Raw genomic sequence first — 13,574 nt, 5'->3', positions numbered from 1 at the left:
GTTGATGCGGTGTGGCTGATGGCCTCATCGCTGGCAGGCATCACTTGGCCGGTCTTGCCGCTCTGGGCTTGCCCTTGGCCGTCGGTGCCGCCTTGCCCCTGGTCGTTTTGCGTTTCTTTTTCCACGGCGTCGCACCTTTACCCGCAGGGCTCGCCGGCCCGCTGATGGTCAGGCGCAGGCCGCTGCAGCGGCCGACCTGTTTGCTCATCCACGCCGCCTGCTTGGCGACGAATTCTTCCAGGCTCATTTCGCCGCTTTGCACCATGTCCAGCGCCTGCTCCCAGATTGCCGTGGTGCCGGGGTCGGCGATGGCCCGGGGCACGGCGTCGATCAGGCTGAAGGCCGCCGGGGTGGCGGCCAGGGCCTTGCCGTTCTTGATCAGGTAACCGCGATCCAGCAGACCCTGGATGATCCCGGCACGGGTGGCCTCGGTGCCGATCCCGGTGGTGTCCTTGAGCTTCTGCTTGAGCAGCGGGTCTTCCACCAGTTTGGCGACGTTCTTCATCGCCTTGATCAGGTCACCTTCGGTGAAGGGTTTGGGGGGCTGGGTCCAGAGGTCCTTGAGGTTGACCCCGGCCACCGCATAGTCGTTGCCCTGAGTCAGCGGCGGCAGGTTCTGCGGGGCCGGAGCTTCGCGGCCCTTGGCCGGTGCCAGGGCTTCGGGCAAGGCGCGTTTCCAGCCCGGCTCGACCACCTGTTTACCCACGGCGCGCAAGGCCTGGCCGGCACAGTCGAAGTCGGCCTGGGTGCGGTCGTATTCGTGGTTGGGCAGGAACTGCGCCAGATAGCGCGCGCGAATCAGGGTATAGACCGAACGATGCTTGCCGCTCAAGCGCTCGAAGTTCTGCGCAGCGGCAGTGGGGATGATGCCGTGGTGGGCGCTGACCTTGGCGTCGTTCCAGGCCCGCGAGCGGCGTTGAGGTTCCAGGTGCTTGAGCAGGGGTGCGAGGCTCGGATCAGCACGGCCCAACGCATCGAGAATCGCCGGCGCTTCGCTGTGTTGGCTCAGCGGCAGGAAGCCGCAGTCACTGCGCGGGTAGGTGATGACTTTGTAGGTTTCGTACAGCGCCTGGGCAACGTCGAGGGTTTCCTGGGCGCCGAGGCCGAGTTTTTTCGAGCAGATTTCCTGCAGGGTGCCGAGGTCGAACGGCAACGGCGCCACTTCGCGAACCCGTTCAGTGCGCAGCTTGACCAAGCGTGCGCTGGCGGCGCTACCCATGGCCTCGGCGGCTTGCCGGGCGAGGTCCTGGTTCAGGCAGCGGTCATGTTCATCGCAGACATCCGCTGCGGCTCGCCATTGCGCGGTGAAGGGCGTGCCGTCGTGGAGCAGTTGCACGTCGATTGCCCAGTAGGGCACCGGCACGAAGTCGGCAATGCTGCGGTCACGGTCGACCACCAGGCGCAAGGTCGGGGTCTGCACCCGACCCACCGGCAATACCCCTTGATAACCGGACTGACGCCCGAGCAGGGTGAACAGACGACTCATGTTCATGCCAATCAACCAGTCGGCCCGTGAGCGACCCAGCGCCGAGTGATACAGGCTGAAGGTCTCGGCACCCGGCTTGAGCGCGGCCAGCGCCTTGCGGATCGACGCGTCGTCCAGCGCCGACAGCCACAGCCGCTGGATCGGCCCGCGATAGCGACAGTGCTCCACCAACTCGCGGGCAATCATTTCGCCCTCGCGGTCGGCGTCGGTGGCGATCACCAACTCCTGGGCCTCGCCCAGCAGTCGCTTGACGGCCTTGAACTGGCTGGCGGTCTTGGGCTTGACCAGCATCTTCCATTTTTCGGGAATGATCGGCAGGTCTTCCAGCACCCAGCGTTTGTAGCGCGCGTCGTAGGCATCCGGTGGTGCGGTTTCCAGCAGATGGCCAATGCACCAGGTAACAGTGATCCCCGAGCCCAGCCAGCAACCATCGCCACGCCGGCTGGCGCCGAGCACTGCGGCAATGTCTTTGGCCTGGGAGGGTTTTTCACACAGATACAGCCGCATAACCACCATCGGTCAAAAGGGTTGAAAGGTGCACAGCATGCGCGGTCTGGCGCTGTCGATCAATGATTATCTGTATGAATGTACAGTGCTGATGTTGCCGCTGATGACAGCCGCCTGCGGATGACGGAATTGTCATTCGCCGCTCATCTTCGCGTTATCTCGCCCTTGCCACGATAGCCTCTGGCGGACTCGGGGCACTGCGCCCTGCACGATAACAACAGCTCCGCCAGTGGAACCTTTGCCGTTCTGCCAAACATTCAGGAGCGAAACATGAAAACCACAACAACACTCACCGGGGCAGCCATTGCGGCGCTGCTTGGTGCCGGCTCGTCGCTGGCAATCGCACAAGAGCAAGCCGAGGGCTTTATCGAGGGCAGCAGCCTGACCGTGCTCAACCGCAACTATTACTTCAACCGCGATTACCGCAAAGGCCAGTCTGCGCCGAGCGGCAATGGCTACTCCGAGGCCTGGGCGCACGGCATTATCAGCCGCTTCGAGTCGGGGTTTACCCAAGGGACGGTCGGCGTGGGGGTGGATGCCTTTGCCATGCTCGGATTGAAGCTGGACACCGGCGACGGGCGCAACGGCGGGCGCAGTTCGTTCGATGTGCTGCCGGTCAACGGCGATGGCGAGGCCAGTGACGAGTACAGCAAGATCGGCAGCGCGGCGAAGATTCGCGCGTTCGACACCGTCGTCAAGATTGGCGACGTGTTTCCTGCCACACCCGTCGTAGCGGCGGGCGACTCGCGGTTGCTGCCGGAAAGTTTTACCGGGATCACCGCCAGCAACACCAGTCTCGACGGCCTGACCGTGCAGGGCGGGCGCCTGCATGCGATGAGCCAGCCGACCTCGAGCAATATGCGCGACAACTTCGAGACCTTCTATGCCGGCCCCGTGGATTCCCCCTGGCTGGCCTATGGCGGCGGTGATTACGTCCTCAACCCGAACGCCAGTTTCAGCCTCTACTCAAGCCGGCTCAAGGACGCCTGGAACCAGTACTACGCCGGTACCAGCCTGAGTTATCCGTTGAGCGATGATCTGTCGCTGTTCTACGGCTTCAACTATTACAAGGCGGTCGACGAGGGCAAGCAGCTGCTGGGCGCCTTCGACAACAACATCTGGAGCACCCGCACCGGGGTCAAGTTTGGCGCCCACAGCGTGGCGTTGTCCTATCAGCGCAACAACGGCAACGATGACTTCGACTACCTGCGCCAGTCGGATTCGATCTTCCTCGACAACTCGATCCAGTACAGCGACTTCAACGCGCCCAGGGAACGTTCGTGGATGCTGCGCTATGACCTCGACATGACCGGCTACGGCGTCCCCGGCCTGAGCTTCATGAGCCGCTACGGGCGTGGCAGCAACGCCGACTACTCCAATGCCAACGCGGTGTACATGCGCCGCGACGCCGAAGGCAATCCGTTGACCGACCAGAAGCGCTGGGAGCGCGATATCGAAGTCAAATACGTGATGCAGGCCGGCACGCTCAAGGACATGTCGTTTCGCATCCGCCAGGCCACGACCCGGGCCACGGCCTTCGAGTCGGATCTGGACGAAGTACGGTTGATTGTCGAATACCCGCTGTCGGTGCTCTGAAGTTGAAGATGTCAGCAATGTAATGTTGCGCCCATGCTCCTGTTAACTTGGCTTTTTTATAATCACCGGGAAGCCAACAACTTGAAGGCAAACATGCCGCCAAGTGACCCGATGATTGTAAGAGGATGCCTGCCATGAAACTGCTCAAGGTTCTGTTTTTGACTGCTCTCACCACCACCAGTGTCAGTGTATTCGCCGAAGGCGGCGCCGAACGCTCGGCGCAATACCTGGCCCAGTTCAAACTGAGCCAGGAGCAGATTCATGGCGCACAACAGGCGCCGGATGCCCAGGCAACCGCTAAAGCGGATGCTGCGGATGGGCAGAAGTCGGGGGCAAACTCCGAGGGTTGAACAGGTTTCACAGTGTGGCCATTCACCTTTGGTAGCGCCTTGCTCCTTTGGAAGAGGTGAATTTTTCAGCGTCCTTCGGGACGCTTTTTTTGGCTTTGGAAAAGCCCCACAATGCCCGCCCGCGTTGATCGCGGGCGGGCATGAGCACGATCAGCCGCGGGTCCGGCAGTCGCCGGCGACGCTGTAGCGCAGGGTAGTCAGCTGGCCCTTGGAGTCTTCATAGGTCATCTGCGCCGGGACCACCCCGCAGGACTTGATCGGGCGGCTGACATTCACCACCTTGACCACATCCAGCGGCATGCCATAGGCATAGTCCTTGATCACTGGCGGCTGCTTGCCTTGTTGCAGGGCGTAGTTGTCCATGGCTTGCCGATTGTTCTGCATCATCCGTTCAAAGGTCGCATCGCCGCCACTTTCCGCCAGTACCGCAGAAGAACTTAACAAGACGCCGACAAGGCTCAATAGTTTGATGGTTTTCATAGTCATTACCTCGAATAAATACCGCTGAAAGTTTATCAATCGCTGCCTTTCGTCGACGTGGCACACAGATGACAGATACGTCATGGGCATAAAAAAGCCCGCCGTCATTAATGAGGGCGGGCCGTTGATGGTTGAGCAGATTAGTGTTCGCTTACTGGCTCTTCATCACGTCGATGAGCCCAGTGGTACAGCGCCGGCAGTATCAGCAAGGTCAGCGCGGTGGAGGACAGGATCCCGCCAATCACCACTGTCGCCAGCGGGCGCTGGACTTCGGCGCCGGTGCCGGTGGCCAGGGCCATCGGAATGAAGCCCAGCGAGGCTACCAGGGCGGTCATCAACACCGGGCGCAAGCGGGTGAGGGCGCCTTCGTTGACTGCCACACCCAGTGGGCGACCTTCTTCGCGCAAATTGCGGATAAAGGCAATCATCACCAGGCCGTTGAGTACCGCCACACCGGACAGCGCGATAAAGCCGACGCCTGCGGAAATCGACAGCGGAATGTCCCGCAACCACAACGCCATGACCCCGCCGGTGAGGGCGAAGGGTATCCCGGTGAACACCAGCAAGCCGTCCTTGAGGTTGTTGAACATCATGAACAGCAGGGCGAACACCAGCAGCAAGGCCACCGGCACCACTACCTGCAGGCGCTTGGCCGCCGATTGCAGTTGCTCGAACTGGCCACCCCAACTGGTCCAGTAACCGGCCGGGACCTGCACTTGCTGGTCGATCAGGGTGCTGGCCTGCTGCACGAACGAACCAATGTCGCGGCCGCGCACGTTGGCGCTGACGATCACCAGGCGTTTGCCGTTTTCCCGGCTGACCTGATTCGGACCCAACTGCAAATCCAGGCTGGCGACCTCCGACAAGGCGATGAAGCCGATACTGTTGGCGTTGCCATTGAGCAGGGCCGGCACCGGGATCAGCAGCTTCGACAGACCGTCGACGTCCTGGCGCATGGCATCGGACAAGCGCACCACCATGTCGAAACGCCGGTCGCCTTCATACAGGGTGCCGGCCTGGCGTCCACCGACCGCCACTGCGAGGGTGTCTTGCACGTCGCCGACATTCAGCCCGTAGCGCGCGGCCTTGTCGCGGTCGATGTTGATGGTCAGCACCGGCAGGCCGGAGGTCTGTTCGACCTTGACCTCGGACGCGCCCTCGACCTTCTGCAGAGTCGCGGCGATCTTCGCTGCGGTGCTGTTGAGCACCTCCATGTCATCGCCGAAGACCTTCACCGCGACATCGCTGCGCACCCCGGAAATCAGCTCGTTGAAGCGCAACTGAATCGGTTGCGACAGTTCGTAGTTGCTGCCCGGCAGCAGCGCCGTGACCCGCTGGATATCGGCGATCAGTGCCTCGCGGCTCTTGTCCGGATCCGGCCATTGCGCCTGGGGCTTGAGCATTACATAGCTGTCAGAGATGTTCGGCGGCATCGGGTCGGAAGCGATTTCCGCGGTGCCGGTGCGGGCGAACACCCGCTGCACTTCCGGGACTTTCTCCAGCAGCAGGGTTTCCAGGCGCTGTTGCATGTCCACCGATTGGCTGAGGCTGGTGCCGGGTACGCGCAGGGCCTGCAGGGCAAAGTCACCTTCGCTCAAGCTCGGTACAAATTCGCTGCCCATGCGGCTGGCCACCACGGCGCAGACGCCGATAGCTGCCAGCGCCAGGGCGAACGCCAGGGTGCGGTGGGCCATGACCCAGTCCAGCGCCGGAGCGTAAACCCGACGTGCGCTGCGCATGACGATGTTTTCGGTTTCCTGGACCTTGCCGGTGACAAACATGGCGATGGCGGCCGGCACGAAGGTCACCGAGAGCAGCATGGCGCCGAGCAGGGCGATCACCACGGTGAATGCCATCGGGTGGAACATTTTGCCTTCGACCCCGGTCAGGGCGAAGATCGGCAGGTACACGACCATGATGATCAACTGGCCGTAGATCAATGGCCGACGCGCTTCCCTGGCCGCGGCAAAGACTTCATGGAAGCGTTCGGAACGCGTCAGCACCCGGCCGTGGTGCTGCTGGGCATGGGCCAGGCGGCGGATGGCGTTTTCGACGATCACCACGGCGCCGTCGACGATGATCCCGAAGTCCAGCGCGCCGAGGCTCATCAGGTTGGCGCTGACCTTGTTGCTGAACATCCCGGTGAAGGTGAACAGCATGGCCAGCGGAATCACCATGGCGGTGATCAGCGCGGCGCGGATGTTGCCGAGGAACAGAAACAGGATCGCGATGACCAGGATCGCCCCTTCCACCAGGTTTTTCTTCACCGTGGCGATGGCCTTGTCCACCAGGCTGGTGCGGTCGTACACCGTCACTGCGACCACGCCCTTGGGCAGTGTCCGGTTGATTTGCTCGAGCTTGGCGGCGACCGCCTGGGACACCGTGCGACTGTTCTCGCCGATCAGCATGAACACCGTGCCCAGCACCACCTCGCGGCCATTTTCGGTGGCGGCGCCGGTGCGCAGTTCTCGGCCGATGTCGACGCTGGCGACGTTCTTGATGCGGATCGGCGTGCCGTCGACATTGGCCATGACGATATTGGCGATGTCATCCAGGCTCGCCACTTGCCCCGGCGCGCGGATCAGCAACTGCTCGCCACTGCGCTCGATGTAGCCGGCGCCGACGTTGGCGTTGTTGCGCTCCAGCGCCGTCACCAGGTCGGCCAGGGTCAGCTTGTAGGCGGCCAGGCGCTTGGGGTCGGGGGCGATCTGGTATTCCTTGGCATAGCCGCCAATGGTGTTGATTTCGGCGACCCCGGGCACGTTGCGCAACTGCGGCTTGATGATCCAGTCCTGGATCACCCGCAGGTCGGTCGGCGTGTAGGGCGTGCCGTCGTCCTTCACCGCGCCGGCTTCGGTTTCCACGGTCCACAGGAAAATCTCGCCGAGGCCGGTGGAGATCGGGCCCATGACCGCCTCGACGCCTTCGGGCAGTTGCTCGCGGGCCACTTGCAGGCGCTCGTTGATCAGTTGCCGGGCGAAGAACAGGTCGGTGCCTTCCTTGAAAATCACCGTCACTTGCGACAGTCCCGAGCGCGACAGCGAGCGGGTCTGCTCCAGTGCCGGCAAGCCGGCCATGGCGGTCTCGATCGGGAAGGTGATGCGTTGTTCGGTTTCCAGCGGCGAGAAGCCGGCGGCTGCGGTGTTGATCTGTACCTGGACGTTGGTGATGTCGGGGACCGCATCGATCGGCAGTTTCTGGTAGCTGGCGATACCGAGGCCGGCCATGAGCAGGACCGCGAGCAGCACGATAATGCGCTGCTCGATGGCGAATTGAATCAGGCGTTCGAACATAAGGACCTTCTTGTGCCGAGGGCGGATCAGTGAGCGTGCTCGGCCGAGGCCTTGCCCAATTCCGATTTGAGAATGAAGCTGCCGGCCGTGGCGACCTGCGCCCCGGCGGCCAGGCCCTGGGTGATCTCCACCTGGTCAGCGGTACGGCTGCCGAGTTGCACCGCCTGGGCCTTGAAACCGTCGTCGGTGCGCACGAAGACGTTGGGCTGGTCCTCGACGGTCTGGATCGCACTTTCCGGCACCGCGACCGGGGTCTGGCGGGTGTCGGTGGTGACCCGTGCGGTGACAAACAGCCCCGGGCGCCAGGCGCCTTGCGGGTTGTCCAGCGATACACGCACGGTGGCGGTACGGGTTTGCTCGCCCAGCAGGCTGCCGACGTAGGACACCGTGCCGGTCACCTGGGCATCCAGTTCCGCGGCGCTGATGCTCACCGCCTTGCCCACCTGCACGCTGTCCAGGTCCTTGGGCGAAACGCCAAAGGTCACCCACACCTTCGACAGGTCGGAGAGGGTCAGGACGCTGGTGCTGTCGTTGACCACTTCGCCCAGGGTCAGGTGTTTTTCCACCACCACGCTGTCGAAGGGCGCGCGCAGCTCATAACGATTGCCGCCGATGGCGGTGCTGTTGCCGCTGAGCACACTGACTTTCTGTCGGGCATTGTTCAGGGCGATTTCGGCTTCCTGCAGGGCCTGACGCGCTTGCAGCAAGTCCTGCTCGGCGGAGATCTGCTCCTGCCACAATTGGCGCTCGCGTTCGTAGGTGGTGCGTGCCAGTTCGACCCGGCGCTGGGCTGCGGCCTGTTCGCTGCGCTGCTCGGAGATCTGCTGGCTGGCAATCACCGCCAGCAACTGGCCCTTTTTCACCGGTTGCCCGAGGTTGACCAGCACTTGCTCGACCACGCCGGGGGTGCGTGGCACGACATGGGCGGTGCGGTCTTCGTCGAAGCGCACTTCACCGGGAAACGGCAGGGACAGGTCCATCGCCAGCGGTCCGGCTTGGGCCAGTTGAATGCCGGCAGCGCTGATCTGCTCGGCGCTCAGGTTCAGGTGACCTTCTCCTTCGGCCTCATTCTCGGCATGTTGCTCGCCGCCAGGGGCGCTTTCCTCGTCGTGGTCGGCATGGGCAGTTGCCTGCGCTACCGGGGCGGCGGCCCGTGTGGTGAGCCAGGAGCCGAGGCCGGTGCCGACGATCAGCGTCAAGGCGATGGCCAGGAGGTTTTTCTTGTTCATGCAGACTCCCTGCGTCCCGTGTGTTGCACGGGAGCGAAAAAGGTGGGGTTCAAGGGGTGCGGGCGAGGGCGCGGGTATCGCCATACAGGCGCTCGATGCGCACCCAGGCGTCGGTGGCATCGGCCACGGCCTGGATGAATTGGCTGCGGGCGTCGATCAGGGTGCGCTGGGCGTCGAGCACTTCGAGGAAGTTGAATTTGCCCATGGCAAACCCACGGGTGGCGGTATCCACTGCGCTTTGTGCGGCCGGCAGGATCACCCGGTTGAAGGCCTCGACTTCGCTATTGGCGGTGGTCCATTGATCGAGGCTCGCCTGCACTTCGGAGCGCAGGCGCAGTTCGTTGGCGTTGCGCAGGTCGCGGGACTGATCGGCACGGCGCGCGGCGGCAAGGATGTTGCCCTGGTTGCGGTCGAACAGAGGAATGGGCATCGACAAACCCACGACGTTGACCCGTTCGCGATCGGTCTCGCTGTACTGGCTGCCGACGCTCACCGTCAAGTCGGGAATGCGCTGGGTTTTTTCCAGGCCCAGGGCCGCTTCCTTCTGGATGATCTGCAGCTGCGCCAGGCGCATATCGGCAGTCTCGGGCAGACGGGCAAGGAGGGTGGCTGAGCCAGGAATCACCGGCAGGGGGCTGCCGGGTTCCTCGACCCGGGCAAAGCTGGCCTGCGGCGCTCCGGTGACCTGCGCCAGCTGCTGGTAGGCATCGGCGCGATCGCGCTCGGCCCTGCGCAACTCCAGGCGCACCTGGGACAATTGCACCTGGGCCCGCGTGGCTTCCACCGGCGAAGACTTGCCGGCCTTGATGCTGCCTTCGGCAACGCTCAGTCCGCGTTCGGCCAATTGCACGGATTGCTCTGTCAGTTGCCAGCGTTGCTGGGCGGTGCTGGAGCGGTAGAAGGCCTGGATCACATCGGCGCGCAAACCGTTGCGCTGGCGCTCCAATTCGACGTCGGCGGCATCCTGTGCACGGCTGGCAACCTCGATGCGCGCCCCACGCTTGCCACCCAGTTCCAGCGGCTGGCTGAGCGTCACAGTGGTCGTTCGCGATTCACTGCGGGTGTCTTCGGCCTCCCAGGACAGCTCCGGGTTGGGAATCAGCCCGGCTTGTTGGCGATCGCCTTGGGCGATGCCGATTTCCCACTGCGCCGCGGCCAGTTCCGGGTTGTTGGCGAAGGCACTCTGCAGCGCCTGGTCGAGACTCAATACCGCTGCCTGCGCGGCGGCAGGCAAGGCACTGGTGGCGGAAAGCAGACTGACCAGCAATAGCGCAACAGCCTTGCGTCGCGTTTTGATCCTCGGGGGAATGACCACACTTTCATAACCCTGCACGTTGGTTGTTCCTTTAATGCGAAACCGGTGATGGCGACAATGTAGTGGTCGGTACTTATCAATAGGGTGGCTGGATAATTACAAATGCGTTATCTGCGGTGATGCCGGTAAGTTGTGCATTAGGATAGAAAGTGTCGGGCGGTGATTGCGCAATATGGAGAAACAAATAGCCAGATTAATCCGCTCGAATGCACTTGTTCGCCAGCTAATTCCATGATGTTCGGCACCCAACGGGGTATTCGACTGCGGCAAATCGTCGCGAATCCCTCTGGAATGGGCTTCTTTCGATTGACCCTGTAGCGACTACAGGCTTTAGCGTGCGCATCGAGTCAACCAGCAAGTTCAATAACTACTCACTCTGGCTGGCGGTCTCTTCTACTGTCTTTTTATTTGTAAGGGTGAAAACTTATGCGAATCCTTGTCATTGAGGACGAGCTGAAAACTGCCGAGTACTTGCATCAAGGCTTGACTGAAAGTGGTTATGTAGTGGATCGCGCGGATAATGGCGCCGATGGACTTCACCTGGCCCGACAACAGGCTTATGAGTTGGTCATCCTTGATGTGAATCTTCCTGAAATGGATGGCTGGGAAGTGCTGGAGAATATCCGCAGCAGTGGCAATACGCGGGTGATGATGCTGACCGCCCGCGGCCGCCTGGCCGACAGAGTCCGCGGGCTGGATCTTGGGGCGGATGACTATCTGCTCAAGCCGTTCGAATTTCCCGAGCTGTTGGCGCGAGTGCGCACCTTGTTGCGTCGCAGCGAGCATATTCCGCTGCCCCGGGTGCTGAAGGTGGCCGACCTGGAACTGGACCCCGGGCGGCACCGGGCGTTTCGTGGCGCGCAACGCATCGACCTGACCACCAAGGAGTTCGCGCTCCTGCATTTGCTGATGCGCCAGTCCGGTGAAGTGCTGTCGCGTACACAGATTATTTCCATGGTCTGGGACATGAATTTCGACTGTGACACCAATGTGGTCGAAGTCTCGATCCGGCGCTTGCGAGCGAAGATCGACGAGCCGTTCGACAACAAGCTGATCCACACCTTGCGCGGTGTCGGTTACGTGCTGGAGGCCCGGGAATGAAACCCGCCAGCCTGTCGATGCGCCTGGGGCTGACGGTCAGTGTGATGGGGGCGCTGTTGGTGGTGCTGTTGGCGATCCTCGCGTTCCTGGCGCTGACCCACGAACTCGACTTCCTGGCCAAAAGCGGCCTGGAAAAGAAAATGCAGCAGATTCAGCACAGCCTGGCGGCGGACCTGAGCGTCAACGAGATCGCGCGCAAGCCGCATTCGTTGCTCGACCAGGTGCTCGGCCACGACAATCTGAACCTGACGATCCTCGACCGCAACACTCCGCCAACCCCGCTGCTCAGTGTCGGCAGCCCGTTGCCGCCGCTGACCCAGGCCATTGCGCCGAGTCAGGAGCGCCTCAGATATTTCAGCCGTTCGGACGGCAAGGGCCAGCACTTTCTCACGGCGAGCCAGTTGATGCCGTTGCCCAATGGCGAGTCGGTTGCGGTGTTGCTGTCGGTCGACCGTTCCAACGACGAGGCACTGCTCAGCGCGTATTTGAGTTCGACCCTGATTGCCCTGCCATTGCTGTTGATCCTGATTGGTATCGGCGCCTGGGCAATTGTTCGGCGCGGCCTGGCGCCGCTGCGCGAATTTCGCAAGGTGGCGGCGATGGTCTCGACTCAGGAGTTGAGCCATCGCCTGGCGGAATCGAATATGCCCCAGGAACTCAGTGAACTGGCCCACGGCATCAACTTCATGCTGCATCGGCTGGATAACGGTGTGCAGCAGCTCTCACAGTTCTCCGACGATATCGCGCACGAACTGCGCTCGCCGATCAGCAACCTGATGGGCAAGGCCCAGGTGACCCTTTCGCGAGAACGGCCAAGCGAGGAGTACAAGGCAGTGCTGGTGTCCTGCACCGAGGAGTTGACCCGGGTCACGCGCATCGTCGCCGATATGCTGTTCCTGGCTCAGGTCAGCCACCCGGCGGCACTGGTGCCCTTCGAGCGAATCGAACTGGCGGAAGAAGTGAACAAGGTGGCCGAGCTGTTTGACCTGTCGGCCGAGGAAAAGCACATCAGTCTGCAGGTCTGCGGCAGTGGCGCCACCCTGGGCGATCGGCTGATGATCCAGCGCGCGATCTCGAACCTGTTGTCCAACGCCATTCGCCATTGTCCGCCCGGCAAATCGATCAGCCTGGTCATCGAGCGTCACAGCGAGCACGTTACAGTACGGGTCGGCAATCCCGGGCCCGGCATCGCCGCAGAACACTTGCCGCACCTGTTCGAGCGCTTCTACCGGGTCGACAACAGCCGCTCGCGGGCGCAAGGCGGAACGGGGTTGGGGCTGGCGATCGTGCGTTCGATCATGAGCTTGCACCAGGGCTCGGTCCAGGTGCAGAGCACGCCGCATGGCTGGACCGAGTTTTGTCTGGCGTTTCCCGGGGCCGATAAAAGCTAGAACCGCAGCGTCGCCCCTGTCGTCATCCACTGTTGCCGGGTATCCGTCAGCTCACGACCGACCAACAGATCCAGGTCCAGGCGTTCGCCGATGCGCCAGCGCGGGCCGGCTTGCCAGGCCTGTTGGGCGCCGCGTTGACCGTAGCGTTCGGCGATCAGGGTCACCGGCTTGGCGAGGTCGTACTCCACACCGCTGCCCCAGGTCCAGCGCTCATTGGGTTGCGCCTGGTCATTGGCGTGAATCCAGCCGGCGTTGAGGTTCAGGCGCAAGGCTTTGGTGAGGCTATAGGTCAACGGCAGGTTCAATTCGGCGCTGTCGAAGATCTGTCCTCGGTCTACCGCGAAGGTGGCATTGGCCGCCAGGGCCAGGTCCAACCCAAGGTCAGCCCGGCTCAGCAGTTGTGCCTTGAATTGCGGCGCCAGCAGGTTGTAGACGCCGTTTTCCTGGTCATGGGCATGCTGCCAGGTCGCGCCCAGTTGCAGAGCGGGCAGGTCCCTGGCGGTGCAGGCTGCAGAGAGCACGCGGTCGTGGCTGGAGCCGGCATGGCGCAGGTTCTGGTTCCAGAGGTCGAGGGTGCATTCCCCCGGTTCATTGATGCTGGCGTCATCCACCACATAGGCACCGCCCGCTGCATGGGCGCCGGAGATCAGCGACAGGCAACCGATGACAGTCAGGGTGACTGCGGTGAATACCAGGTTGCGCCGCAGACGGCGGCTGTAGGCGGCTGGCAGGTCGCCGATCAAGGCGTGCAGGTGGCGACGAAAATCGTACTTCGGCATGCAGGTCATCCATGTATTTTTGCGATGCAGCCACCACGCCCCAGCGT

At 62.5% G+C, this 13,574-nt stretch carries 10 protein-coding genes; 4 read left to right on the top strand and 6 right to left on the bottom strand.

The window, feature by feature from the left end; genetic code table 11:
• Positions 1–40: 40 nt before the first annotated feature.
• A complete protein-coding gene (locus tag ACZYR5_RS14560; RefSeq protein ID WP_489090663.1) occupies positions 41–1,993 on the bottom strand; it encodes a DNA topoisomerase III in 1,953 nt (650 codons plus the stop codon).
• 270 nt (positions 1,994–2,263) lie between these two features.
• Between ACZYR5_RS14560 and ACZYR5_RS14555 the strand changes: the two genes are divergently transcribed.
• Entirely contained in the window at positions 2,264–3,589 is a 1,326-nt protein-coding gene (locus ACZYR5_RS14555) for an OprD family porin (protein ID WP_489090662.1), read from the top strand.
• 134 nt (positions 3,590–3,723) lie between these two features.
• Complete coding sequence (locus ACZYR5_RS14550) at positions 3,724–3,939, top strand: DUF2790 domain-containing protein (RefSeq protein WP_489090661.1); 216 nt, start codon at positions 3,724–3,726, stop codon at positions 3,937–3,939.
• A 150-nt stretch (positions 3,940–4,089) separates the two neighbouring features.
• Here ACZYR5_RS14550 and ACZYR5_RS14545 read toward each other — a convergent pair whose 3' ends face one another.
• The 4 genes from ACZYR5_RS14545 to ACZYR5_RS14530 all read right to left on the bottom strand — a co-directional run bounded on the left by ACZYR5_RS14545 (position 4,090) and on the right by ACZYR5_RS14530 (position 10,208).
• A complete protein-coding gene (locus ACZYR5_RS14545; RefSeq protein WP_489090660.1) occupies positions 4,090–4,419 on the bottom strand; it encodes a DUF2790 domain-containing protein in 330 nt (109 codons plus the stop codon).
• A 140-nt stretch (positions 4,420–4,559) separates the two neighbouring features.
• Positions 4,560–7,712, bottom strand: a complete 3,153-nt coding sequence (locus ACZYR5_RS14540) for a CusA/CzcA family heavy metal efflux RND transporter (protein WP_489090659.1) — start codon at positions 7,710–7,712, stop codon at positions 4,560–4,562.
• A 26-nt stretch (positions 7,713–7,738) separates the two neighbouring features.
• A complete protein-coding gene (locus ACZYR5_RS14535; RefSeq protein WP_489090658.1) occupies positions 7,739–8,941 on the bottom strand; it encodes an efflux RND transporter periplasmic adaptor subunit in 1,203 nt (400 codons plus the stop codon).
• A gap of 49 nt (positions 8,942–8,990) precedes the next feature.
• On the bottom strand, positions 8,991–10,208 hold the full coding sequence (locus ACZYR5_RS14530) for a TolC family protein (RefSeq protein WP_489090816.1): 1,218 nt from the start codon (positions 10,206–10,208) through the stop codon (positions 8,991–8,993).
• A 474-nt stretch (positions 10,209–10,682) separates the two neighbouring features.
• Here ACZYR5_RS14530 and ACZYR5_RS14525 point away from each other — a divergent pair, with 474 nt between their 5' ends.
• The gene (locus ACZYR5_RS14525; RefSeq protein WP_489090657.1) at positions 10,683–11,357 is read left to right on the top strand and encodes a heavy metal response regulator transcription factor; all 675 of its coding nucleotides are present in this window, start codon (positions 10,683–10,685) and stop codon (positions 11,355–11,357) included.
• Positions 11,354–12,748, top strand: coding sequence for a heavy metal sensor histidine kinase (locus ACZYR5_RS14520; RefSeq protein ID WP_489090656.1), 1,395 nt, complete (start codon positions 11,354–11,356; stop codon positions 12,746–12,748). The genes ACZYR5_RS14525 and ACZYR5_RS14520 overlap by 4 nt, the downstream gene beginning before the upstream one ends.
• Here the strand turns inward: ACZYR5_RS14520 and ACZYR5_RS14515 are convergent.
• The gene (locus ACZYR5_RS14515) at positions 12,745–13,527 is read right to left on the bottom strand and encodes a hypothetical protein (protein ID WP_489090655.1); all 783 of its coding nucleotides are present in this window, start codon (positions 13,525–13,527) and stop codon (positions 12,745–12,747) included. The genes ACZYR5_RS14520 and ACZYR5_RS14515 overlap by 4 nt on opposite strands.
• Positions 13,528–13,574 lie beyond the last annotated feature (47 nt).

It is taken from the genome of Pseudomonas sp. F007 (assembly GCF_057814275.1).
This window is presented reverse-complemented; position numbering and strand designations above follow the sequence as displayed.